A 23026-nucleotide genomic window follows, 5' to 3' on the forward strand; every position below is an offset into this window, starting at 1 on the left:
ATCAAAGTGCCTTATTACTCGAACCCAATTAGCGAACCAGATCCTTGAGCCCCTTAGATGCCTTGAATCCAGGAATCTTGGAAGCCGGAATTTCAATTGCTTCTTTGGTCTGCGGGTTGATGCCGGTACGTGCAGCTCTGGTCTTGACTTCGAACTTTCCGAATCCGGAAATATCAACTCTTCCGCCGTCTTTCAGTGCTTCAGCCATCGTGTCGAATACGAGATCGACAATCTCAGCTGCTTCTTTCTTTGTCAGATTGTGCTTTTCAGCGACGGTTTCAGTGATGGTCTTTTTGTTGACTGTTTCCATTGAATTAACCTCCATATTGCGTAATTTATACTAACACGTTAAATAGCGATTTCAATACTTGACAATTGTCGTTAAGACGGATTCAGAACGCTTGTTCAGCTTTTTGAAAAAGGCTTTCCAGAAGGGTTTTCAGCATTTTTTCATCCAGATTCTTCACCCCGCTGGCATTAGGGTGACCGCCGCCTCCGTACTGCTCAGCAAGATCATTGATGCGCACGGTCTTCGATCTCAGTGAACCGTCATACCGCGTGATTCCGTTTTCGGTTTTTTCCGTGAAGATTGCCCAGACCTGAAACGGTCTCACATTGCCGAATACCGTGACAAACGATCTGGTTCTGGAAGCAGAGACATTCCATTCCTGCATGGTTTTTTCCGGAACGATGCAGTAGACAAAATGATCTCCCATCATCTGCATGTTCTCCGCCAGCATATTCCGGTAGCGGAATTCCCAGAGTTCTTCATCAAAGAGCTCCCGGTTCAGGGAAGGAATATCAAGACCGAATCCAGTCAGGAACGCAGCCATTTCCATCGTATGCTGAGACGTGTTTGAAGTCGTGAAACGCAGCGTATCGGTCAGCAGTCCTTTGTAGAGAAATGAAGCAGTCTGCTTCGAAACGTTCTGATCGCTGCACTGATGGAAGAATTCCGAAAGAATCTCGCAGGTTGCAGCCATCTGAGGATACACATACTGCTCATTTCCGAACGGATCGCGTTCGGGATGATGATCGATCTTGATGATCTTCTTTCCAGTGCTATAGCGCTGATCATCGACGCGTTCCTGATTTGCCGTATCAAGGACAATCACGAGGCTGTTCCGGATCGTGTCATCGGAGACAGATTCCAGAGCCGGCCAGATGCCATTGCCGCAGGATTGCGTTCCGCAGGCATGTACCTGTTTGCTTGGCCAGTTGTCCGCAATCCAGTTCTTCAGACCGTACTGGGACCCGAATGCATCGCAGTCGGGATTCTCATGCCGGAAGATCGTGATGATTTCTGCTTCCTCAATGTCTTTCAGCAGTGTTCCGAACATTTCAGAGACCTAAGAGACGGACTGTATCACGGGCGATGACGAGCTCTTCGTTCGTCGGGATCACCCATACCGCAACCTTGGAATCCGGCTTGGAAATCAGAGCTTCCGTGCCATGAACCTGAGCATTCTTCTCATAGTCGATGGAGAGGCCCATGCCTTCTTCCAGATGCTTCAGGATTCTCTCTCTGGTATGGCTGTCATTCTCGCCAAGACCTGCCGTGAATACCATGGCATCCGTATGACCGAGTTCCATATAATAGCCGCCGACCACATTGATGACACGGTTGGTATAGAGCTCTGTGGTCAGAATAGCCCGCTCATTGCCCTGTTCGACTGCTGCCTGAATATCACGCGCATCGCTGGAGATGCCGGAAACACCCAGCATGCCGGAACGCTTGTTCAGAATCGTATCCATCTGATCCGGAGTCAGGTTCAGCTTCTTCATCATGTAGAACACGACCGTCGGATCGATATCGCCGGAACGGGTCCCCATCATGATTCCTCCAAGCGGGGTCAGGCCCATGGAAGTATTGATGCACTTGCCATCGCGGATTGCCGTGATCGAAGCACCATTGCCCAGATGGCAGGTGATGAGATTCATGTGGTTGATATCCATTCCCATCAGTTCTGCACATCTTCTGCTGACATAGTAGTGCGAAGTGCCATGTGCACCATAGCGGCGGATCTTGTACTGGGTATACCAGTCATACGGAACCGGGAACAGGAACGCTTCCGGACCCATGGTGGTATGGAATGCAGTATCGAAGACGAAAACGTGGCCGATATGCGGCAGAGCTTCCTTGAATGCCTTGTAGCAGACCAGATGAGCTGGGTTATGAAGCGGAGCGAGTTCAGAGAGCTCATCTACCTTCTCGACCACATCATCATTGACGACAACAGAGCCATCAAAGTATGCACCACCCTGGACAATCCGGTGGCCGGCACCCTTGATTTCCTCGAGTGAGTCGACGATGTGATATTCCACCAGAGACTTCAGCAGCAGATCTACTGCGGTCTTATGATCCGGAAGCGGCAGGGTCTTCTTGACCTTTTCTCCGTTTACCTTGATCGTGAACGCACCCAGATCCTGGCCGATGCGCTCTGCCTGGCCGGATGTGAGCACCGTCTCGGACGGCATGTCAAACAGCTGGAATTTCAATGAAGATGAGCCTGAATTTACTGCAATAACTTTAGTCATAATTTCCTCCTTCAGCTTCAGTTTCCCGGCACAGATTCAGAAGATGGATAATCTCTTCCCGATTCTGTGCATGTTCGATTTCATCATACAGTTTTTTTCTCTTCTGCCAGAGAGCCGCCTGCTTCAGAACCTCCTCATAGTGAGTCAGTTCCTTCTCGCAGCGGCGGATGCTGTCATGCACTGCTGCCCTGGATACCTGCTGCAGTTCTGCAATCTCCGTCAGCGACAGATCCTCCCGGTAATAGAACCGGCAGATCTCCTGCTGCTTCGGAGTCAAAAGACCCCCGTAGAAATCCAGCAGCGTATTCATCTGAATCTTATCAAGCATCCTGCAGACCTTCGGAAATGCTGTAGAGATACGAATCCAGATCAAACGGACGCAGATCCTCCGGCTTCTCGCCGAGCCCGATATACAGCACCGGCAGCTTCAGCTTATGCTTGATCGAGATGATGATGCCGCCTTTGGCGGTGCCATCCATCTTCGTCAGAATCAGCCCGGTCAGGTTTGTCGCCTCATTGAAGACCTCGGCCTGATGCAGACCATTCTGTCCGGTTGTTGCATCGAGCACCAGCCATGTATCATGCGGAGCACCTTCGATCTCTCTGCCCGCAACCCGGTTCATCTTGGAAAGCTCAGCCATGAGACCGGCTTTGTTCTGCAGACGTCCGGCCGTATCGCAGAGCAGGATATCGATGCCATGTTCCTTCGCATATCTGGTACCGTCGACAATTGCTGCACTCGGATCGCCGTTTTCTCTGCCTTTGACGACTGGAACATTCAGCCTCTCGCCCCATTCAGCAAGCTGGTCGATTGCTCCTGCCCGGAATGTATCTGCCGCAACGAAAGCAGTCTTCTTTCCCTGTTTCTGATACATGCTTGCAAGCTTGGCAGCCGTTGTCGTCTTGCCAGACCCATTGACCCCTTCCAGGAAGATCACCGTCGGACCACTCTCGTTATAGACTGGCGGCTGATCCGGCGTCTCTTCATAGATATCGCGCATCGTCTTGACAACGAATTCCATCGCCCAGCGGAAGGTCAGCTTCGTGTAGTTCTTTGCATAGTTCCTCAGCTGTTCGCAGATATAGTCTGCCAGTTCAATGCCGACATCGCTCTCCAGCAGCACGATGGTGAGCTGCTCGAGGAAGTCATCATTGATTCCCTTGTAGTGGTATTTCAGCTGATTCAGCGAACCGCTGAATGAATCGCTGGACTTCTTGAATCCGCTGAGATATACCGCTTTTTCTTCTTTTTCCTTGCTGGAAAAGATTCCTTTCAGTGAATCGAAGAAACTCATTTCGTTTCCTCCTTGTTCTGATCTGCGAAATCAACTGCTTCTTTCAGTTCTACCTTCAGCATCTGCGAAACACCCTGATGCTGCATCGTGACCCCATACAGCAAATCACAGTTCTCCATGGTTCCCGGCCGATGCGTGACGACGATGAACTGCGTCTGATCGGTATAGTTATGAAGATACTGCGCAAACCGCTCGACATTGCTCTGGTCGAGGGCTGCTTCGACTTCATCGAGGATGACCAGCGGCACCGGCTTCACCTTCAGGATGGCAAACAGCACGCACAATGCAATCAGTGCCTTTTCACCGCCTGAGAACAGCATGTTGTTCTGCACGGCCTTTCCCGGAGGCTGAGCATCAATATCAATGCCGGTATTCAGAATATCCGAAGGATCTTCCAGAACCAGCTTCGCTTTGCCGCCGCCGTACAGACCGCGGAAGATCTCATTGAATGCTTTGTTGACTGCATCGAAGGTTTCCTGGAACTGCTTCGTCATCACCGTATCCATCTCATCGATGGCAGCGAGAATCTTATCGCGGCTCTGCGTCAGTTCTTCAATCTGCTTCTTCAGGAATTCATAGCGGTCATTGACTTCCTGGAACTGCTCTGGCGCTTCCATGTTGACATTGCCGAGATGCTCGATATCCGAACGCAGCTGCAGCACTTCTTCCCTTGCATTTTCAACTTTCGTATCGCTGACCTTCGTCTTGGCAAATTCATACGTCAGCTGATACTCGCTGGCCAACCGCTGCAGGCTGTTCTCGATCTTCGTCTCGATCCGTCCCTGATCAACCTTGATCGCATTGGCAGAAGCGGTAAACCGCTCCTGGTCCTTTCTCATCTGCTTCAGCTGCTGATCCCGGCGCTCGATTTCGGCATTGAGCGTCTGCCGCTGCTCACGCTTCGTGCGGATCTCAGAAGTGATCTCATCTCTGCGGCTGTAAGCCTGGTTGAGCCTGGTGACCGTATCATCCTGCTGCTCTTCTCCAGGCTGCTGATCGGCAGCAGCCTGCGGTTCCAGCAGAGCCAGATCATTCTTCAGCTTCTCGTACTTCGCCTGCTTTGCATCAACCACCGGTTCAAGCGAAGCGGCCTTGACACGATTTGCCTGCAGGCGTTCCGTGACAGCCTTCTGATCGCTTTCTGACTTCTCAGCAGCTTTTCTGGCAAGCTCGGCTCTGGCAGTCTGACTGTCGATCTTCTGCCTGATATCAGCTGCTTCGCGCTGAATCGTGATCGGAGTCGTATTGTGCTTCAGACGGCCGCCGGTCATGGAACCGCCCCGGTGAATGATTTCGCCGTCGGTGGTCACGATATTGTACTGACGCCGCGTGAGGGCAGACAGCTCATTTCCGGTCTCCATGGAATCGACGACCAGAACATTGTTCAGAAGTGCATTCACGATCGGCTGGAACTTCGGATCGCAGGTCACAAACTGGCTTGCCGTTCCGAGATACCCTTTCGTGCTGCTGCAGATGACCTTGGCTTCTTCAGACAGATAGCGCGGGTTCAGCACATTCAGCGGCAGGAAGGTTGCCCGGCCGGAGCTGTTGCGCTTCAGAAAACGGATCGCATCTCTGGCTGCCTGCTCATCTGCAGTCACGATGTTGTACATCGCGCCGCCGAGCGCTTCGCTGATTGCATTCTCATAGCCGGCATTCGCATGAATCTCCTGACCGACTACCCCGAGAATGCCATGCAGAGCATTGCGGTTGTCCATGACTGCTTTCGTTCCGGCCTGCCGCATCGAAGAAAACGGATCCTTCAGCATGTTCTCGAGATAAGCCTGCTGGCTCTGCAGAGATCTCAGCATGCCCATGGCTTGTTCATATTCGGACTTGCGGTCAAACGTATTCTGAGCAAGCTGTCTCAGCTTCTCGCTGTCCAGCTGCATTTCCCGGCTGATCGCATCGAGACGCTGCTTGCGGTCTTCATATTCCTGCTTAGCCGAAGCTAAAAGGTCTCTCGTCTCTTTTGCTTTCTCCTCGCGGCTGCCGGTTTCGATGATATACTTGCGCCGCTCATCCATCTCCGTCTTGCGGGCTTCGAGCGATGTGATCGCATCTACGACCTTCATCAGCTCCTCCTGCAACGCACTGATCTCGCGGTCCAGACGGGAAGTCTCTTTTTTCTGCTCGGCAATCTGCGTCTCGGAAACCTGGATCTGCGTCTGGCTGATTGCAGACCTCGATTCAATATCAAAGAGCGTCTTCTTCGCATCTTCGACCTGGGCATTCAGTTCATCAATATCCTGAACGAGTACCGTGATCTCGATCTCCTCGAGACGCTTCTTCTTCTCCCGATAGATTTCTGCTTTGCGTGCTTGTCTGCGCAGCGGACTGACTTGTTTCTCGAGTTCTGCCAGAATATCCTGGCAGCGGTCCAGATTCTCTTTCGTGCGCTCCAGTCTGGACAGAGACTCCAGCTTGCGCTTCTTGTATTTGGCAACCCCGGCAGCTTCTTCAAAGATGCCGCGGCGTTCAGCAGGCTTTTCTTCGGCAAAGCGGATGACATTGCCCTGCGAGATGATGCTCAGGCTGTCTTTGCCAAGACCTGTATCCATGAAAAGATCCACGACATCGCGCAGTCTCACCTTATTGCGGTTGATGAGATACTCCGCATCGCCGGAATCTCTGTATAAACGCCGGGTTACTTCAAGTTCCTGCTGATCGGAATTCAGAATGTGGTTCTCGTTTCCGAAGACCAGCGTGACTTCCGCCATATTCAGCATTTTCCGATCGGCTGAGCCTGAGAAGATGACATCATTCATTTTCTCGCCGCGCATCGAGCGGGCACTCTGTTCGCCGAGCACCCACCGGACCGCATCGGTGATATTCGACTTGCCGCATCCGTTCGGGCCGACGATGCCGGTAATCGGATGCTCAAAGGTAATCACCGTCCGGTCAGCGAACGACTTGAATCCCTGCATTTCAATCCGTTTTAAAAACATTCAATCTCCTTAAAAGTCCGTATCAAATTATAGCAAAAAGGCTTTTCGGATCAAAGAACAATGCGGCATTGCGCCGCATCTGTTCACTGGTTATTCTGCTGTTCCTTCAGCAGGGTGATGATTTCTTCCAGAGCCTTGGTCTCATCGCTCTTGACTGGCGATGGAGCAGGAGCTGCTTCCTTCTCTTTTTCCAGAGAACTGTTCAGCTTGTTGATCGACTTCACGATGATGAAGAGAACGAGTGCGAGCAGGAAGAAGTTGATCACTGCCGAAATGAAGGCACCGATACCGAGATCCACACTGCCCATGTGAATGACCACCTGGCTGAAATCCACCTGGAACAGAAGACCGATGATCGGATTGATGATGTTTTCCGTCAGGGATGTCACGATGCTCTGGAAAGCAGCGCCGATGATCACGCCGACTGCCATATCCATGACATTCCCCTTCAAGGCGAAATCCTTAAACTCTTTCATGAATTTCTTCATACGCTTCTCTGATAATCTCCTTTTTCTTTTCTTCCGGCTCTTCCCGGAGGATCACATAGCTGCCGCTGCAGTACGGGTTATCTGAGCAGTACGGCTCAGGCTCCAGTACTTCGACGGTATCGCCATTCCGGAACAGAGGGTAGATTCTCCCCTCCATGTCTTTCATATACTCCGGCATCGCGTTCATGAATCCCTGCTTGATATACATCAGAGTCCTTCTCCCGTATACCAGCCGGTAGGTCACCGGAACAAATCCGAAGCGGGCTTCTGCAGCCTTGAGAATCCGCTCAATCTCGGCGCTCGTGCATTCTGACGAGAAGATGGCAGAATCAACCCCGGGAACATTCAGAAGAAACGCAAGACTATAGGAGTTGCAGCAATTCAGATTCATGCCTGCGATCACATGGCTGAGATCCTGATTCAGAGCTCCCGGTTCCCGGATCACACCGGAAATCAGCTTCAGTTTATCATGTTCCGTTTCCGAGACAACCGGAAGTTCATTTTTCGCATTCAGCGCAAGGCAGTTTTCAGGCAGCTCCATCCCTTCTGCTCCTTCCACGAGCAGATCATACGTATGGGCATGCGGATCTTCCAGATGGAAGGCATAAGGCTGATGGCCAGCTCTGTTCTGCAGATGGAAACGCTGTTCCTGCAGCCTGCTCAGAACCTTTCTTCTGGTCTCATTCAGCACCGAAACCGGCAGGAAGATCTTTCCGTTCATGGTTCCTGACACCGACAGCATATAGGGAAACTCTCCTGCCTTGGCAAGATTGCTCTTCAGTTTTTCTTCTGCCAGCGGCGCTTTCTCAGCAGCTTCAATGATCTGCTCAGAGCAGGCAGAAACAGTATTTCCGCGCCCATCTGAAGCAGTCAGCTTCAGCGGCTTTCCGATCTCTGCTTCATATGACAGCGAAACCGGGCAGAGCTTCTGCTGATCATGAATCTTTTCCGCAATCAGATCCAGCAAGCGCGAATCACTGGTCTTCTGCAGTGGCTGATTGCGTCTTGGATGAGGAAGCGACTTGCACTCCAGCCAGACCACATCCCCGGCAGCTGCCTCATTTACGAGCAGATCCTTCTTCCAGATCCTCACTGCGGTGAGGCCCGTATCATGCGGTTCATTCAGAATGCGGAGACCATCATGCTGGTAGAGCGGAGCACTGAGCTTCACCTGCACGCGGTTATTCTCATACTTCAGCACTCTGCCGATTTCCACACCGCGATGATTCGGACGGTAGTGGCTCATGCGGTCATCCATGTCCGCATGGAACAGATGTCCTTCCGAGAAACCGCGGTTGAACATCAGCATCAGCTGTCTCAGCCGTTCCTCAGAAACCTTGTATACTCTGCCTTCATAATAGGCATCAATCGCTTCCCGGAACGTCCTGGTCACCAGCCATACATACTCCGGCCGCTTCATTCTTCCTTCGATCTTCAGCGAGCATACCCCTGCTTCAATGAGTTCCGGAATCTTATCGATAACATTGAGATCCTTCGGAGAAAGCAGATATTCTCCCTCCGGATCTTTCTTTGCAATGCCATCTCTGACCGGCGCATAGCGGAGCCGGCAGAGCTGGGCGCACATGCCGCGGTTGCCGGAACGATGCTTGATGGCGGAAGACATCAGGCACTGGCCGCTGTAGGAGATGCAGATGGCACCATATGCAAATACTTCGATGTCGATTCCGGTCTTCACGCATTCCTTCACGACTTCAATCGGCGTCTCTCTGGCAACGACTGCCCGGGCAGCGCCCATCTTCTTCATGAACTCGCATCCGGCAGGATTATGAATATGCATCTGCGTGCTGCAGTGCAGCTCGAAGTCCGGATATTCGATCCGCAGCCGATGGAACAAGCCGAAGTCCTGCACGAGCAGCGCATCTGCTCCCTGCTCATACAGGAAGCCCGCTTCTTTCATGGCATTGTCGATTTCTGTTTCATACAGCAGCGTGTTCATCGTGACATAGACGCGCACATCGCGATCATGACAGTACCTGATCGCTTCGATCATCTGATCATGATCGAAATTGCCCGCAAACGCCCGGGCGGAGAACAGCGTGCTGCCGAGATATACCGCATCGCACCCGGCTGCCACCGCAGCCTTCAGCGCATCCATATTGCCAGCCGGAGCCAGCAGTTCAATTTTTCTGTTCTGCATAGATTCTGATCTTTCTGTATTCTGAAACAAGGTCTTCCAGGGACATCCTGGCATTGGCACTGCTCGTGCTCGGCAGTCCGATCACTTCAATTCCGCAGTCGATATAGCGCTCATACAGGCGATATGCAAGCTTTCCGGTCGTGAAGATCTTCTTCACCGGAAGGTCTTTTACGAGATCTGCAATCGGATTAGGAACGGCGTCATGAATCGAAGCATCGCTGCTGCCGGAAATCGTGCAGGATGCAATCACATCCCAGAGCGCTAGATGATGCCTGTGGCAGAACTCTGCCCGATCAGTGATCTCTTCTTCAAATACTTCTGACAGCACCGGCCAGAAGCGGTTCGTGCGATTGGCGTAATAGAAGCCCTGCTCTCTGGAGACTGCCGAAGGAAACGAACCGAGAATCAGCACCCGGGACTCTGAATCACAGAGGGGCGGAAACGGATGCGTGACTTTTTCCTGCTTATGCACCATGATTCAGATTCCTCAACAGGAACAGATCAAACTCCATAGACGGATCTGTTTCCCCACGCTTTCCGCTCTGATCGAGATCAGCCAGTTCCGACAGCAGCCGCAGGAAATAGGCACTGCTTCTGCCCCTTGCAAGGCCGAGATCTTTATCGGGATAATAGTTCCCGGTAACCTTGCGGATCTCTTCATAGGAAAGCCCGCATTCATAGCATCTGACCACGGAATAGATCTTCCGGATCCTGGACGCAAACACCGGCAGGATTCTTCTCACATCCTGATAGCCGGAGGCCTTCATCGTATCAAGCGCCCGGAAGGTTCCTGCCGCATCCTGGGATAGGAAACAATCTCCGAGCTTCCAGATATTCGTATCCGGATTCAGGCTGACCAGATGTTCGATATCTTTCCGGTTCAGCTGTTTTTTCCCGTAGAGATCCATCTTGTCGAGCGTCTTCAGAAATTCCGTATAGCTGTCGCTGATCCGCTCTTTCAGCTCAGCCAGCGCATCGTCTGTCAGCTGATATCCTTTCTTCCGGAGTTCCTCGCTGATCCGCTGATTCAGCTCCCGCGGAGAAAGCTTCAGAAACCGGAAGATCAGCACTGATTCATTCTCATGTGCTTCCAGCACTTTCAGTTCTTTCGTTCTGCGATCCGGCGAAAAGCCCCGGCAGATCAGATAGAGATCTGTATCTGGGTTCGGCGCGGTGCAGTACGCTTCCAGCAGATCGGAATTGTCTTTCCCTGTTTTCTTCTTTCCGGCAGCTCTTGTTCCGCTCTTCAGAAAATACGGATCGCTCAGGATCACTGCTCGGCGGTCTGCGAATAACGAGATCGTGCTGCATTGATTCAGCGCACCTTCCAGCGAAAAAGTTCTGGAAGAAGCGTCGAGGTCGATGATATTCTCCCCTTCTGTCTTTCCTTTTTTCAGAAGCTGGCGTTTCTTCTGATCCAGCTGATATGTTTCTGTTCCTTCAAGAAGATAGATCATGTCACGAAGATTATAGCAGGATTCCGAACAAGCCGCCGCTCGTCAGAACCACATTGAACCTTCCGAGACACAGGATCCGGATCTCTCCGGCAGTCCGCGTATTCAGAAACGGAATCCGCCTGGCCAGAAGCTTCTGGATGGTATCCGGATGAGGATGATGATAGATGGAATACGAACCGGCAGAGATGATTGCAAGCAAAGGCTTTGCCTGATTGAGGAATGCTTCCGAACTTCCGGTTTTCGAGCCATGATGAGAAAGCTTCAGTACATCGCAATCCAGGGCATCATAGTGTTTCAGAATCTCCTGTTCCGCAATCTGATCAGCATCGCCCATGAAGAGATAATTCAGTCCATTCAGCTTCAGATACAGCACCTGGCTGCTGCGGTTCTCATCTGTCTCCTGCAGTTCATTGAGATCGAGAAACTCGAGGTTCCTGCATGCGGTGAGACCATGATGGCCGGTTATGACATTTCTGGGATGATAGGTATCCGTGATCAGTTCCTGATTGCCATTATGATCTTCATCCGGATGCGAGATGAATAACGTATCCAGACGGCGTATGCCTCTTCCTTCCAGCGAAGCAGAGACTGCTTTCCAGGCAGAAGGCTTTCCGGTATCGATCAGCACATTGCATCGATTCAGACTTTCCCGGATCAGGATCGAATCCCCCTGTCCGACATTGAGAAAGGAAACTTCCGCAAAGGGATGGAACAGACCGGTGATCTGAAAGCAGAGAAACAGGATCGAGAGAAGCATGCGCGGATGCGGAAGATGTTTCAGCACAGCCGCTGCCAGCAGATACAGCAGAAGCCCTGCTCCGAGCATCGAGCCGGGAAGATCGGCGATCTTCAGAAAACTCAGCACATGATCGAATGGATCAAGGATCCATAAGAGGTTCCATCCGGTCAGCAGCTCGATCCATGCAAGAATGCGGAAGACACCAAGCAGCGGAAACAGCTTCTTAAGCAGAATCATCTGCAGCGGATTCACGTTATGGAAGAGACACGACTGCATCATCATTCCTGCCAGAAAGCTGCTCTGCTTCGGATGCTCGGAAAGACAGGACGCATACGCAAAGACTGCCGGAATCAGAAACGAAGCGGAATGCACCGCAGATGGATTCAGAAGGATGCTCAGGGTCAGACCGATTCCGAGACGCTCCCGGTACGGGATTCTGAAAAGCTTCAGAAGTCTCAGGATCAGCCGCTGAGTCAGAAGATACGGGAAATGCCAGAAGACTGCAGAAGCGAACGCAGCTGCTGTCAGCAGCTGATCCTTTTCTTCCGGAAACAGGAAAAAACCGAGCAGCATAGAAAGCAGCGACAGCATTGCCGCGGAAGAAATGCCGGTATCTTCGAGAAAGCTTTCAAACGTTTTCTGATCGCTGCGGATGCCGAATAAGATGCGCAGCAGCGTGGCCTGCTTTCCGGAATCCTCGATGGCCAGCACTTTCTTCTGAACCAGACCCCGGAGGCTTCTGCTTTCCTGAATCACGGCTGGTGAATCCGAGATCAGCGAATAATAGATCCCCTGCCTTCTGCAGGCAGCCGGAAAGTCATAGGAATAGAATCCTCCGGTTCCTTCCAGAAGCTGCGGAGTGCCGGTAAAGGAAATTTTCGAATCAAGGATCAGGTCTGCATCAGTATTCACGATCAGCTTCGAATTTCCGTTCTGGACGATGGCGTAGTGCGTCTTCACCGCCCGGACAGTTCCGGTATGCCAGGCAGGCATCTTTCTGTCATAGCGCGGAATCAGAACCAGGATCAGAACAGGAAGCACATAGATCCAGGAATGATCCTGAGTACGTTTCCGCCAGATCAGCAGGCATAGCACCAGGATGAACCAGGGACAGCTGTCTTTCAGAAAGGCAGCTGCTGCTGTCAGGACGGAAAGCGTCAGCGCCGACTTGCAAAGCTGCTTCATAGCTTCAGATAGGGCTTCATCTTCTCATACTTGGAAGGCCCTATGCCCTTGACGCTCTGCAGGTCTTCCAGTGAGGAAAACAAGCCGTTTTCGTTCCGGTACTTCACGATCTGCTCCGCGGTTTTCGGTCCGATGCCGGGAACCGTGCAGAGCGTATCGGCATCTGCTGTGTTGATCGAGATGAGCGGCTGTTCTGCTTCGGATTTCTTTGCAGGGATATCAAGCACATCATGGTCGCTCAGAATGGTGTTCGGATTCAGCGCACCGAGATCAGCATCTTCCTTCAGACCGGCTTCGTTGAGAGCATCCTGCACGGTCGAATACGGAGCCAGCTTCAGATCGCCTGGTTCGTTCACTTCTCCCCGGACGGTAACCGTGATTTCCTGCTTCTTCAGACTGCTGATGCGGATCGGATCAAGATGGCCCGGAATCAGTGCTGCCAGAAGCACAAAAAAGACAAGCAGCTGTTTCATTGAGAAACCCTCCGCCTGTCTTATAGTTCTGTAAGCTCTCTATTCCCTGTCAGCTGATCGAAACGATCATGACGGTATACGGCTTCTTGACGTTGACTTCTGCCGACTGACCAGCCTTCTTGTCCATGATTGCCTTTGCAAGAGGAGTCTCATTGGAAAGCTTGCCATTCAGCGGATCTGCTTCGGTAGAACCGACGATCGTATAAGTCGCTTCTTCCTTCGTATCCTGGAACTGAAGTTTGACGGTAGAACCGATTCTGACCTGACGGGAACCGCCCTTCGTGTTGATGATCTCATAATTCTTCAGCATGCCTTCGAGATCAGCGATTCTGGCTTCAACCTGAGCCTGCTTATCTCGTGCCGCATCATAGTCAGCGTTTTCGGAAAGGTCACCGAGAGAGCGCGCTTCCTTCAGTTCTGCCTTGACTTCTTCACGTACGACATGGACTAGGTTTTCGTATTCATCCTGAAGTTTCTTCAGGCCCTCTTCCGTGACATAAATCTTATTTTCGTTCTCTGCCATTCTGACCTCCTGGAATTTTCTGCGCTGACATTATAACTCGGTGTGATGAATGATGCTACTGATTTTTGTGTTCAGAAGATCGATCGCTACGGTGTTTTCGCCGCCTTCCGGAATGATCAGATCCGCATACCGCTTGCTTGGTTCGATGAACGAATCATGCATGACCCGAACGGTATTCACATACTGATTCACGACGGAGTCAAGCGTTCTTCCGCGTTCCTTGACATCGCGGATCAGCCTGCGGATGAAGCGGATATCGGCAGCCGTATCCACGAAGATCTTGATGTTCTCGATTTCGCGCAGCTTCGGATCTTCCAGCACGAACAGACCTTCCAGCACGATGACATCTGCCGGATAGCATGTTTCCGTGACATCAGCCCGTGTATGATGCACGAAGTCATAGGTCGGCTTCTCTACCGGTCTGCCTGCGATCAGATCATTCATCTGCTGAAGCAGAAGATCGTTGTCGAACGCAAACGGATGGTCGTAGTTCGTCTTGACCCGCTCTTCCATCGGCTTATCGCTCTGGTCTTTATAATAGTCATCCTGGCGGATGATCAGAACGGATTTCTGATCCGAGAACTGATCCTTGATCTTGAGTGCGATGCTCGTTTTTCCGGAAGCGCTGCCTCCGGCGATTCCGATGATGATCGGCTTCATTCCTGTTCTGCCTCTCTTTCCTTCCAGCCTAGAAGTGTTCCATATCTATCATAATGCAGTTCCAGGGAGAAGATGCCGGAATTCTGTTCCATCAGCTTCTTCAGAAAGATCCGATCTCCTTCCCAGAGTGAGAGCGATGATAATTCTTCTTCCGGGATCCATGCAAGCATTCCTTCGTCGCAATCCTTCAGAGTTCCGGAAAACTCTTCTCCGGTATAGAGCCAGATCTTCTCTGGCTCTGTTCCTTCATAGAAGAACCAGACCGTTCCCCGGTATCTGAGATCTTCTGCCAGAAGCCCGGTCTCTTCCTTGATTTCCCGCAGCGCGCACTGCCGCATGGTCTCGCCTGGTTCCAGCTTTCCGCCTACGCCGATCCACTTGCCGGCATTGACATCATGCGGCTTGCGGTTGCGGTACAGCATCAGCCAGCGGTGATTCTCCATCAGATAGCAGCAGCTCGAGCACTTCATGCTTTCCCGTATAATGCCACATTGGCATTATGTTCTTCCAGCGTCCTGGCATAGTAGACCGTTCCCGTATCCACATCTGCCATGAAATAGTAGTAGCCGACATAATCCGTGTTCGGATTCAGAACTGCCTGGATCGCATCCTCACCCGGATTCACGATCGGTCCCGGCGGCAGGCCGGTATGGAGATACGTATTGTACGGACTGTCGACATCCGGATTGTACTCGCACTGTTTCCAGTCTTCGCCGCTGTCCGCATCCAGCGCATAGCAGACGGTCACGGAACTCTGCAGAGCCATGCCATCCTGCAGGCGGTTGTAGAACACCTGGGCAATCTTGGCCATATCTTCCGGATTGCCGGACTCATACTGCACAATCGAAGCGAGCGTGTAGATCTGATGGATTGTGAGACCATAAGAATTGGACGCAATCCCATCGGCATATTTGTTATAGACCGCCAGGGTCTGATCGAGGATCTTCTCGGTGATCACCTTCGGATCGGTCTCCGTCCGGTAGAACGTATACGTATCCGGGCAGAGATAGCCTTCGAGATTATGACGGATATCAGCATTGAAGATGTCTTCGGTCAGAAACGGATACTTGTCCATCAGCGAATGCAGATAATCCGAATCATTCCACAATGCCAGCAGATCATCTGCCGATACCTGCGTCTTCTCGGCAATCTTCTGGGCGACATTCTTCGTCCAGTCGCCTTCGATGATTGTGACGCTGTCTTCATCCGCAATGGCGGCAGTCGCATCATTGAGGGTCGTGAAGATCTCATCGACACTCATGGAAGGATTCAGCGTATAATCCCCTGCTTTGACATCGGAGAGATTGTTCGTCTTAGCAAAGAAAGCTGCAAACAGCGCATTGCGCACCAGTTTCTCGCTTTGCAGATTCTCAGAGACCGTCTTCAGAGATTCTCCGGCATTCACGGTGAACACGACATCTTCCCCGGTGCTGCTGACCGGTTTCAGGGAAGAACGGTAGCCTGCATAGACCCCGCCGAGCACCAGCATGAAAAGAATCAGGATCAGGACAATCAGTCTGCCGACTCTGAGTCTTCTCTTCTTTCTGCGCTTTCCTGACGATTTATGCTTCGCCATCTTCCTCTTCTTCTTTCTGGAAGGCTCCGAGCACTTCCTCGCACATCTCGATCTCCTCCGGATCGGTGACTTCTTCCATCGTGCCATCAGCCTCATAGCTGTAGGCATAGACGGTTCCGCTTTCATCATCCGGATCGGTGAACAGAACAAAGTGACGGGTCTCGCTCTTGTCAAATGTCAGAACGATCTCCATCTCATGTTCAATCCCGTCTTCATCTGTCAGAAACAGACGCTTATCATCTTCCAGCATGCCTTACCTCCTGGTATCTTCATCACGTAAAAGGCGGCGGTGCATCGCCTGCTTACTGATTCGCATCAAGATAATACTGCAGAATCCGCACTGCCGCCATCTGGTCAATCACTTTTTTCCGCTTTTTCCGGGATACATCTGCCTCCAGCAGGATCGCTTCGGAATCCTTGGTCGTATTACGCTCATCCTGAAGCTTCACCGGAATGCCGGATTCTTTCTCGAGCTGCTTTCCGAAAATCTCGCAGATCTGGGCCCGTTCGCCAGCATCGCCATTCTCCAGCAGCGGATACCCTAAGACGATGATATCCGGCTTTTCCCGCTCAATCACCGAGAGGATCCTGTCGAGGGCCTGATCGTAGTCATCCGGATGAAACCGGATCGTCTCAACCGTTTCAGCAATGAAGCCCGTTTCGCTTCGCGAGACCCCGCAGGTAACACTGCCGAGATCCAGTCCGAGATACTTCATTCCTTGTTCTTTCCGTTTTCTTCCAGATAGAAACGGACCAGCTCTTCAATGATTTCATGCCGCTCCACCGACTGGATGATGCTGCGGGCATTCTTATGGCTGGAAATATAAGCAGGATCATTAGAAATCAGATAGCCAGCCAGCTGGTTGATCGCATTGTATCCCCTCTCTTCGAGTGCCTCCTGCACCAGAAGCAGCACCTGACGGATATTTTCACGCCGGATCTGATCTGCATCAAAACTGACTGTCGGAGAAATATCATTCTTTGTCATGGGAATCACCTCGCTCTTCCTCATTTTAGAGCAAAAGACACGAAAAGTATATCCGAAAACAACGCTTCCGGAGAGGGTACCAACGCAGAAAGGGAAGCGAATTGCTTCGCTTCCCTTTCTGATCTTCTGTTTTCTCTCAGGCGTTCTGAATTCTCTTGCGTACTTCTTCAATCGCAGCATCGAGCTTCGAAACATCTCTGCCGCCAGCCTGAGCCATGTCCGGACGTCCGCCGCCATTGCCGCCGGTCAGCTGAGCAGCCGCCTTCACGAGATCGCCGGCCTTGAGGCCCTTGGCAATTGCAGCCTTGCTGCAGGCACAGACAAATGTCACTTTGCCAGCACCTTCATTGGCCAGGAACACGATGCCATTCTGCATCTTGTTGCGTAGCGCCTCGGCATAGTCCTTCATTCCGCCGGTTTCCATATCCTTCTGCTTCAGGATCAGAACTTCCAGACCGGAGATGGATTCCTTCTTCGAAAGCTGTGCATCGGCATCCGCCAGCATTGCTTTCTGCTTCTCAGCAGCCACTTCCTTCTTCAGCTCGGCATTCTCATCAAGCAGCTTCTGAATGCGCTCCTGCAGGCCTTCCCAGTTCTTCATCTTCAGGATCGCTGCTGTATCATCGAGGTAATCCTGTTCTCTGCGGAAGTCTTCATATGCCTTCATCTTCGTCTCGCACGTAATACGGCGGATGCCGGAACCGACGGACTCTTCGCTGATGATCCGGAACACGCCGAGATCGCCGGTATTCGATACATGCGTGCCGCCGCAGAATTCCTTGGAGAAATCACCCATGGAAACAACTCTTACGAAGTCTCCGTACTTCTCATCAAACAGTGCCGTAGCACCGGTCTTGCGGGCTTCCTCGATCGGCAGCACTTCTGTGGTAACCGGAATATCTTCCTGGATCTTCTCGTTGACGATCTCTTCGACCTTCTTCAGCTGCTCAGCCGTCGGCTTCTCGAAATGCGTGAAGTCGAAACGGGCATAATCCGGGCAGTTGTAGGAACCAGCCTGAGCAATATGGCTGCCGAGCACCTCTCTCAATGCTGCCTGCAGCAGATGCAGGGAGCTGTGGTTCGCACGAGTCTTCTGACGTGCTTCATAGTCATAGGCACCTTCTACCTCATCGCCGAGGTGCAGCGTTCCTTCGACATTCTCGATGTGATGCAGCGGCTGCTTGTGCGGTGCTTTCTTCACATCGGTGACATCGGCGTGGAACAGATCATTCCAGATCTTTCCGGTATCTGCGCACTGGCCGCCGGATTCTGCATAGAAGCAGGTACTGGAGAGAATGACATCACCCTCTCCTTCGAGTTCATCTACCTTCACGCCATTGCGGAACAGGCCGATGACCTTGCCCTTGCAGGTACGATCCGTGTAGCCGGTAAACTCAGATTCTTCAATGAAGTCCATCAGATCCTCGGACTGACCATGCATGGACTGCAGCTCGCCGCGCGCATCTCTTGCCCGCTGCTTCTGGGCTGCCATCTCTTTGTCGAAGCCCGCTTCGTCTACCGTATAGCCGGCATCTTCTGCAATTTCAGCCGTCAGCTCTTTCGGATAGCCGTACGTATCATAGAGACGGAATACGACTTCACCCGGCAGGTTCTTCGTGTCTGCATGTTCCTTCAGAGCTTCCTGCAGCAGCGTCTCGCCATTGGCAAGCGTGCGGTGGAAGGACTCTTCTTCGTTCTTCACGAGCTTCTCAATCAGCGGAACCTTCTCTTCGACATAGCCGTAGTAGTCCTTCATGGCATCAGCAGCTACCTGCACGAGCTTGTACATGAACGAGCCTTCAATGCCGAGCTTGATGCCATAGCGCACGGCTCTGCGCAGCACTCTGCGGAGCACATAGCCTCTGCCTTCATTTGAGAACATCGCACCATCCGCAATCGCGAATGTCACTGTACGGATATGGTCAGCGATGACCCGGTAAGCCATCTTGTATTCCGGATCGGAATACGGATGCTTTGCGAATTTTTCGGCTGCTTCGATGATCGGCATGAAGAGGTCGGTATCGAAGTTGGTTTCCTTGTCCTGCACAAGGCATACCAGACGTTCCAGGCCCATGCCGGTATCGATGTTCTTCTGCGGCAGCTCCTTGTACTCGGTACGCGGAACTTCGCCAGGACGGCAGTCATACTGTGAGAAGACGATGTTCCATACTTCGATGTAACGGTCATTGTCGATGTCTTCGAAGAACAGCTTCTCTCCGATATGATCCGGATCATACTTCTCGCCGCGGTCGTAATAGATCTCGGTATCCGGTCCGCCAGGTCCTCTGCCGATTTCCCAGAAGTTATCCATGGACTTATGGATATGCTTCGGATTCATGCCGGTTTTCACCCAGATGTCATACGCTTCCTGATCATCCGGATAGACCGTGACATACAGACGCTCCGGATCGAATCCGATCCAGTCTTTCGAGGTCAAAAATTCCCATGCCCACGGAATCGCTTCTTTCTTGAAGAAGTCTCCGATCGAGAAATCGCCGAGCATCTCGAACATCGTCAGATGTCTGGAAGTACGGCCGACATTCTCAATGTCATTCGTGCGAATGCATTTCTGGGCATTGACGATGCGGTTGCACTTCGGTTTCTCAGTTCCGTCAAAATACTTCTTCAGGGTAGAAACCCCTGCATTGATCCAGAGCAGCGTCGGATCATTGTGCGGGATCAGGCTGGCACTCGGCTCAACCTGGAATCCCTTCTGGGCAAAGAAATCCAGGAACATCTGACGCACCTGATTTCCCGTCGGTACTTTTTTTGTTTCGCTCATATCTTCCTCCTGATGAAATAAAAAACCTGCAGAAATCTCTGCAGGAACGCTCTTCACGCGGTACCATCCTGATTCATGTTCCAGGAAGGAACATGCACTTGATTCTGATCATAACGCCGATCCCGCGGCATGGATTGGATGCCTCTCCGAAGCAGCTTCGTATCCGCCTCCCTGAAAGCTTCCACCGACCGCTTTCTCTCTTCTTAGGACCTGCGCATATTACTTGTCTTCTTCACTGAGTTCCTGCATATCCTATCACGAAACGATTTTCAAAGAAAGCAGAAATCATGCCGGAAACCAGGCAGTTCCCAGGACTTTTCGATTGACGAAATGCATAGGATGCAATATATTTCATATATTGTAAGAAATTACAGTAAGGGGAATGAAAACTATGAAGAAATTTACAGCAGCATTACTGAGCTCCGTACTCTGTACGAGCCTTGCTGGATGCGGTTCTTCCGCCTCCTCCGCCACTGCCGCAGTTGCTTCTGCTGCAGCTTCTGAAGCACCTGCAGCTTCTGCTTCGGCAGCAGCTGCAGACACGACTGGGAAAACGTATACGATCGGTATCGTTCAGCTTGTTCAGCATGAGGCTCTCGATGCGGCTACCAAGGGCTTCCAGGATGAAGTCAAAGCGGAACTCGGCGAAGATGCAGTCACGTTCGATGTGCAGAACGCAGCCGGCGATTCGGCAACCTGCACGACCATTGCCAACCAGTTCGTCACCGAAGGCGTCGATCTGATCATGGCCAATGCGACCCCTGCCCTGCAGGCAGCAGCTGCCGCAACCAATACGATTCCGATTCTCGGAACTTCTGTCACCGAATACGGAACAGCACTCGGCATTTCCGATTTCAGCGGAACCGTCGGCGGCAATATTTCCGGTACTTCTGATCTGGCACCTCTGGATCAGCAGGCCGCAATGTTTGATGAACTGCTTCCGGATGCGACGAAGATCGGCATCCTCTACTGCTCGGCTGAAGCAAACTCCGTCTATCAGGCAAACGTTGTCCAGAAGGCTCTGGAAGCTGCTGGCAAGABGGTAACGATCTACACTTTCACGGACTCCAACGATGTCGCATCCGTGACCAGATCTGCCTGCTCGGAGAATGATGCCCTCTATATTCCGACTGACAATACCGCTGCTTCCTGCGCAGAATCCATCAACAACGTCGCTTCGGAATCCAAGACCCCGATCATCGCTGGGGAAGAAGGAATCATGAGCGGCTGCGGAATTGCTTCCCTGACGATTGACTACTATGAACTCGGCGTTACGACCGGAAAGATGGCAGTCAGGATCCTGACGGGAGAATCCGATATCAGCACGATGCCGATTGAATACTATCAGAACCCGGTCAAGAAATATGCAGCAGATCGCTGCGAAGCATACGGAATCACGGTTCCGGATGATTACACTGCTTACGAGGGCTGATTCGGAATGGCTCCTCTTGTAACTGTTTATCCTGCTCTGGATCCCGCCAAGCTGCTGGCTTCGATGCCGGCAGGCATTGCCCAGGGTCTGATCTGGGGCATTATGGCACTCGGCGTCTACATCACGTTCCGGATGCTGGATTTTGCGGATATGACGGTTGACGGCGCGTTCACGACCGGCGGTGCCGTCACGGTCATGCTGATACTGGCGGGATGGAACCCATGGGCAGCGATGCTCGTGGCATTTGCGGCCGGAATTGCGGCTGGTCTGGTTACCGGACTGCTGCATACGGCTCTTGGCATTCCGGGAATTCTCTCCGGAATCCTGACCCAGTTTGCCTTGTATTCCATCAACCTTGCGATCATGGGCATGTCAGCCAACAAAGCGCTGAGCGTGGATCAGTATGATCTGGCCGTGACCTCGAGAGAGGTTCCTTCGGCAATCCTGATCGGCGTCATTCTGAGTGTGATCCTGGTTGCTGTGCTCTACTGGTACTTCGGCACGGAACATGGTTCTGCCATGCGTGCAACCGGCTGCAACCCCGAGATGGCAAAAGCCCAGGGCATTTCCATCAATGCGATGAAAGTCATCGGCCTTGCCCTCTCGAATGGCCTTGTTGCGTTCTCTGGCGGACTGATGGCTCAGTTCCAGGGATTCTCTGATATCAACATGGGCCGCGGCGCAATCGTCATCGGTCTTGCGGCAGTCATCATCGGCGAAGTCATTGCGGCAGCAGTGAATCCGAAAAAGTTCAACTTCGGGTTCAGGCTTCTGCTGATTGTGCTGGGCGGGGTTATCTACTACCTGGTCGTCGTCTTAGTCCTCTGGATGAAGCTTCCTTCCAACTTCCTGCGTCTGTTCACGGCCGTGATCGTCGCGATCTTCCTGGCTGTTCCGAACCTGCAGGCAAGAAGCCGGAGTTCGTTTGCCAAGGCTGGCAAGCAGGCCAAGGAGGTGCGCTGATATGACCAAGATGCTGGAACTGAAGCATGTCTCCAAGACCTTCAACCCGAAGACCATCACGGAGAAACATGCTCTGGATGATATCAGCCTCACGATGGAAGAAGGCGACTTTGTCACCGTCATCGGTTCAAATGGAGCCGGAAAGAGCACAATGCTCAATGCGATTGCCGGCGTCTGGCCTGTGGATGCAGGAAAGATCGAGATTGCCTCTCAGGATGTGACCGGACTGCCTGATTACAAGCGGGCTGGTCTGATCGGCAGAGTTTTCCAGGATCCGATGACCGGAACTGCTGCGACCATGCAGATCGATGAGAATCTTGCCCTTGCAGCGAGACGAGGCCATCGGCGCACGCTGAAATGGGGCGTGACGGCAGAAGAACGCCAGCAGTACCAGAAGATGCTCGAGGAACTCGGGCTCGGTCTGGAAGATCGTCTGAGTGCAAAAGTAGGATTGCTGTCTGGCGGCCAGAGACAGGCTCTTACCCTTCTCATGGCAAGCCTTCAGAAGCCGAAGCTGCTGCTGCTCGATGAGCATACCGCAGCCCTTGATCCTAAGACTGCCCGCAAGGTCCTGGATCTTACGGATACGATTGTTACCAGAGATCATCTGACTGCACTGATGGTCACGCATAACATGAAAGATGCGATTCAGCGCGGCAACCGGCTGATCATGATGCATGAAGGCAGAATCATCTTCGATGTCCGCGATGAAGCAAAAGCTTCCCTTTCGGTAGAAGATCTGCTGCGGAAGTTCAGTGAAGTCAGCGGCGAAGAATACGCCGATGATCAGGCTCTCTTAACCAAGTAAAAAAGCATATGAA

The 23026-nt window shown here is 52.1% G+C and carries 23 protein-coding genes and 1 other annotated feature; of the genes, 3 read left to right on the forward strand and 20 right to left on the reverse strand.

All coding sequences use genetic code 11. The features are described 5' to 3' along the window. Positions 1–28: 28 nt before the first annotated feature. The 20 genes from FYJ51_RS01000 to alaS form a co-directional block, all read right to left on the reverse strand. The gene (locus FYJ51_RS01000) at positions 29–310 is read right to left on the reverse strand and encodes an HU family DNA-binding protein (RefSeq protein WP_105303750.1); all 282 of its coding nucleotides are present in this window, start codon (positions 308–310) and stop codon (positions 29–31) included. 82 nt (positions 311–392) lie between these two features. Beyond that, complete coding sequence (locus FYJ51_RS01005; RefSeq protein WP_105303751.1) at positions 393–1340, reverse strand: DHH family phosphoesterase; 948 nt, start codon at positions 1338–1340, stop codon at positions 393–395. Between the two features lies 1 nt (position 1341). After that, positions 1342–2538, reverse strand: coding sequence for an acetate kinase (locus FYJ51_RS01010; RefSeq protein ID WP_105303752.1), 1197 nt, complete (start codon positions 2536–2538; stop codon positions 1342–1344). Beyond that, the gene (gene ylxM / locus FYJ51_RS01015) at positions 2531–2866 is read right to left on the reverse strand and encodes a YlxM family DNA-binding protein (RefSeq protein WP_105303753.1); all 336 of its coding nucleotides are present in this window, start codon (positions 2864–2866) and stop codon (positions 2531–2533) included. Before ylxM ends, FYJ51_RS01010 begins: the two co-directional genes overlap by 8 nt. Further along, positions 2859–3833, reverse strand: coding sequence for a signal recognition particle-docking protein FtsY (ftsY, locus tag FYJ51_RS01020; protein ID WP_154502252.1), 975 nt, complete (start codon positions 3831–3833; stop codon positions 2859–2861). Before ftsY ends, ylxM begins: the two co-directional genes overlap by 8 nt. Continuing rightward, positions 3830–6781 carry an AAA family ATPase gene (locus FYJ51_RS01025; RefSeq protein ID WP_154502253.1) on the reverse strand — a complete coding sequence of 984 codons (2952 nt, stop codon included), beginning with the start codon at positions 6779–6781 and terminating at the stop codon, positions 3830–3832. Before FYJ51_RS01025 ends, ftsY begins: the two co-directional genes overlap by 4 nt. Before the next feature lie 83 nt (positions 6782–6864). Beyond that, complete coding sequence (mscL, locus tag FYJ51_RS01030; protein WP_235897182.1) at positions 6865–7257, reverse strand: large conductance mechanosensitive channel protein MscL; 393 nt, start codon at positions 7255–7257, stop codon at positions 6865–6867. After that, complete coding sequence (locus tag FYJ51_RS01035) at positions 7244–9427, reverse strand: peptidase U32 family protein (protein ID WP_167836520.1); 2184 nt, start codon at positions 9425–9427, stop codon at positions 7244–7246. The genes mscL and FYJ51_RS01035 overlap by 14 nt, the downstream gene beginning before the upstream one ends. Continuing rightward, positions 9408–9902 (reverse strand): DNA-deoxyinosine glycosylase, encoded by a 495-nt coding sequence (locus FYJ51_RS01040; protein WP_105303758.1) that lies wholly within the window; start codon positions 9900–9902, stop codon positions 9408–9410. Before FYJ51_RS01040 ends, FYJ51_RS01035 begins: the two co-directional genes overlap by 20 nt. Next, entirely contained in the window at positions 9892–10884 is a 993-nt protein-coding gene (gene holA / locus FYJ51_RS01045) for a DNA polymerase III subunit delta (protein ID WP_154502255.1), read from the reverse strand. The genes FYJ51_RS01040 and holA overlap by 11 nt, the downstream gene beginning before the upstream one ends. A 10-nt stretch (positions 10885–10894) precedes the next feature. Further along, the gene (locus FYJ51_RS01050) at positions 10895–12808 is read right to left on the reverse strand and encodes a ComEC/Rec2 family competence protein (protein WP_154502256.1); all 1914 of its coding nucleotides are present in this window, start codon (positions 12806–12808) and stop codon (positions 10895–10897) included. Continuing rightward, positions 12805–13281 carry a helix-hairpin-helix domain-containing protein gene (locus FYJ51_RS01055; RefSeq protein WP_154502257.1) on the reverse strand — a complete coding sequence of 159 codons (477 nt, stop codon included), beginning with the start codon at positions 13279–13281 and terminating at the stop codon, positions 12805–12807. The genes FYJ51_RS01050 and FYJ51_RS01055 overlap by 4 nt, the downstream gene beginning before the upstream one ends. 49 nt (positions 13282–13330) lie before the next feature. After that, positions 13331–13804 carry a transcription elongation factor GreA gene (greA, locus tag FYJ51_RS01060; RefSeq protein WP_154502258.1) on the reverse strand — a complete coding sequence of 158 codons (474 nt, stop codon included), beginning with the start codon at positions 13802–13804 and terminating at the stop codon, positions 13331–13333. Between the two features lie 30 nt (positions 13805–13834). Continuing rightward, positions 13835–14464, reverse strand: coding sequence for a uridine kinase (udk, locus tag FYJ51_RS01065; protein WP_105303763.1), 630 nt, complete (start codon positions 14462–14464; stop codon positions 13835–13837). Next, positions 14461–14934 carry an NUDIX hydrolase gene (locus FYJ51_RS01070; RefSeq protein ID WP_105303764.1) on the reverse strand — a complete coding sequence of 158 codons (474 nt, stop codon included), beginning with the start codon at positions 14932–14934 and terminating at the stop codon, positions 14461–14463. Before FYJ51_RS01070 ends, udk begins: the two co-directional genes overlap by 4 nt. Next, a complete protein-coding gene (gene mltG / locus FYJ51_RS01075; protein WP_154502260.1) occupies positions 14931–16040 on the reverse strand; it encodes an endolytic transglycosylase MltG in 1110 nt (369 codons plus the stop codon). The genes FYJ51_RS01070 and mltG overlap by 4 nt, the downstream gene beginning before the upstream one ends. Then, the gene (locus FYJ51_RS01080) at positions 16027–16290 is read right to left on the reverse strand and encodes a DUF1292 domain-containing protein (protein ID WP_105303766.1); all 264 of its coding nucleotides are present in this window, start codon (positions 16288–16290) and stop codon (positions 16027–16029) included. The genes mltG and FYJ51_RS01080 overlap by 14 nt, the downstream gene beginning before the upstream one ends. 52 nt (positions 16291–16342) lie before the next feature. Further along, positions 16343–16756 carry a Holliday junction resolvase RuvX gene (gene ruvX, locus FYJ51_RS01085; RefSeq protein WP_105303767.1) on the reverse strand — a complete coding sequence of 138 codons (414 nt, stop codon included), beginning with the start codon at positions 16754–16756 and terminating at the stop codon, positions 16343–16345. After that, positions 16753–17028, reverse strand: coding sequence for an IreB family regulatory phosphoprotein (locus tag FYJ51_RS01090; RefSeq protein WP_105304901.1), 276 nt, complete (start codon positions 17026–17028; stop codon positions 16753–16755). The genes ruvX and FYJ51_RS01090 overlap by 4 nt, the downstream gene beginning before the upstream one ends. A 136-nt stretch (positions 17029–17164) precedes the next feature. Next, a complete protein-coding gene (alaS, locus tag FYJ51_RS01095) occupies positions 17165–19810 on the reverse strand; it encodes an alanine--tRNA ligase (protein ID WP_154502262.1) in 2646 nt (881 codons plus the stop codon). 39 nt (positions 19811–19849) lie between these two features. Next, positions 19850–20055 (reverse strand) — a binding site (T-box leader). A 146-nt stretch (positions 20056–20201) separates the two neighbouring features. Here alaS and FYJ51_RS01100 point away from each other — a divergent pair. Genes FYJ51_RS01100 through FYJ51_RS01110 form a run of 3 tightly spaced genes read left to right on the forward strand, consistent with a single transcriptional unit; the run spans position 20202 to position 23013 of the window. Then, the gene (locus tag FYJ51_RS01100; RefSeq protein ID WP_205946094.1) at positions 20202–21242 is read left to right on the forward strand and encodes an ABC transporter substrate-binding protein; all 1041 of its coding nucleotides are present in this window, start codon (positions 20202–20204) and stop codon (positions 21240–21242) included. Between the two features lie 6 nt (positions 21243–21248). Next, positions 21249–22205, forward strand: coding sequence for an ABC transporter permease (locus FYJ51_RS01105; protein ID WP_154502266.1), 957 nt, complete (start codon positions 21249–21251; stop codon positions 22203–22205). Positions 22206–22215: 10 nt separating this feature from the next. Next, positions 22216–23013, forward strand: coding sequence for an ABC transporter ATP-binding protein (locus FYJ51_RS01110; RefSeq protein ID WP_105304903.1), 798 nt, complete (start codon positions 22216–22218; stop codon positions 23011–23013). Positions 23014–23026: the final 13 nt, after the last annotated feature.

Source organism: Stecheria intestinalis (genome assembly GCF_009696165.1).
In the GTDB taxonomy this organism is placed as follows: Bacteria; Bacillota_I; Bacilli_A; order Erysipelotrichales; family Erysipelotrichaceae; genus Bulleidia; species Bulleidia intestinalis.

Bases quoted from the DNA above. Each gene is read 5' to 3' on its own strand.
- FYJ51_RS01000 (WP_105303750.1), bottom strand. From the start codon at position 310: ATGGAAACAGTCAACAAAAAGACCATCACTGAAACCGTCGCTGAAAAG.
- FYJ51_RS01005 (WP_105303751.1), bottom strand. From the start codon at position 1,340: ATGTTCGGAACACTGCTGAAAGACATTGAGGAAGCAGAAATCATCACG.
- FYJ51_RS01010 (WP_105303752.1), bottom strand. From the start codon at position 2,538: ATGACTAAAGTTATTGCAGTAAATTCAGGCTCATCTTCATTGAAATTC.
- ylxM (WP_105303753.1), bottom strand. From the start codon at position 2,866: ATGCTTGATAAGATTCAGATGAATACGCTGCTGGATTTCTACGGGGGT.
- ftsY (WP_154502252.1), bottom strand. From the start codon at position 3,833: ATGAGTTTCTTCGATTCACTGAAAGGAATCTTTTCCAGCAAGGAAAAA.
- FYJ51_RS01025 (WP_154502253.1), bottom strand. From the start codon at position 6,781: ATGTTTTTAAAACGGATTGAAATGCAGGGATTCAAGTCGTTCGCTGAC.
- mscL (WP_235897182.1), bottom strand. From the start codon at position 7,257: ATGAAAGAGTTTAAGGATTTCGCCTTGAAGGGGAATGTCATGGATATG.
- FYJ51_RS01035 (WP_167836520.1), bottom strand. From the start codon at position 9,427: ATGCAGAACAGAAAAATTGAACTGCTGGCTCCGGCTGGCAATATGGAT.
- FYJ51_RS01040 (WP_105303758.1), bottom strand. From the start codon at position 9,902: ATGGTGCATAAGCAGGAAAAAGTCACGCATCCGTTTCCGCCCCTCTGT.
- holA (WP_154502255.1), bottom strand. From the start codon at position 10,884: ATGATCTATCTTCTTGAAGGAACAGAAACATATCAGCTGGATCAGAAG.
- FYJ51_RS01050 (WP_154502256.1), bottom strand. From the start codon at position 12,808: ATGAAGCAGCTTTGCAAGTCGGCGCTGACGCTTTCCGTCCTGACAGCA.
- FYJ51_RS01055 (WP_154502257.1), bottom strand. From the start codon at position 13,281: ATGAAACAGCTGCTTGTCTTTTTTGTGCTTCTGGCAGCACTGATTCCG.
- greA (WP_154502258.1), bottom strand. From the start codon at position 13,804: ATGGCAGAGAACGAAAATAAGATTTATGTCACGGAAGAGGGCCTGAAG.
- udk (WP_105303763.1), bottom strand. From the start codon at position 14,464: ATGAAGCCGATCATCATCGGAATCGCCGGAGGCAGCGCTTCCGGAAAA.
- FYJ51_RS01070 (WP_105303764.1), bottom strand. From the start codon at position 14,934: ATGAAGTGCTCGAGCTGCTGCTATCTGATGGAGAATCACCGCTGGCTG.
- mltG (WP_154502260.1), bottom strand. From the start codon at position 16,040: ATGGCGAAGCATAAATCGTCAGGAAAGCGCAGAAAGAAGAGAAGACTC.
- FYJ51_RS01080 (WP_105303766.1), bottom strand. From the start codon at position 16,290: ATGCTGGAAGATGATAAGCGTCTGTTTCTGACAGATGAAGACGGGATT.
- ruvX (WP_105303767.1), bottom strand. From the start codon at position 16,756: ATGAAGTATCTCGGACTGGATCTCGGCAGTGTTACCTGCGGGGTCTCG.
- FYJ51_RS01090 (WP_105304901.1), bottom strand. From the start codon at position 17,028: ATGACAAAGAATGATATTTCTCCGACAGTCAGTTTTGATGCAGATCAG.
- alaS (WP_154502262.1), bottom strand. From the start codon at position 19,810: ATGAGCGAAACAAAAAAAGTACCGACGGGAAATCAGGTGCGTCAGATG.
- FYJ51_RS01105 (WP_154502266.1), top strand. From the start codon at position 21,249: ATGGCTCCTCTTGTAACTGTTTATCCTGCTCTGGATCCCGCCAAGCTG.
- FYJ51_RS01110 (WP_105304903.1), top strand. From the start codon at position 22,216: ATGCTGGAACTGAAGCATGTCTCCAAGACCTTCAACCCGAAGACCATC.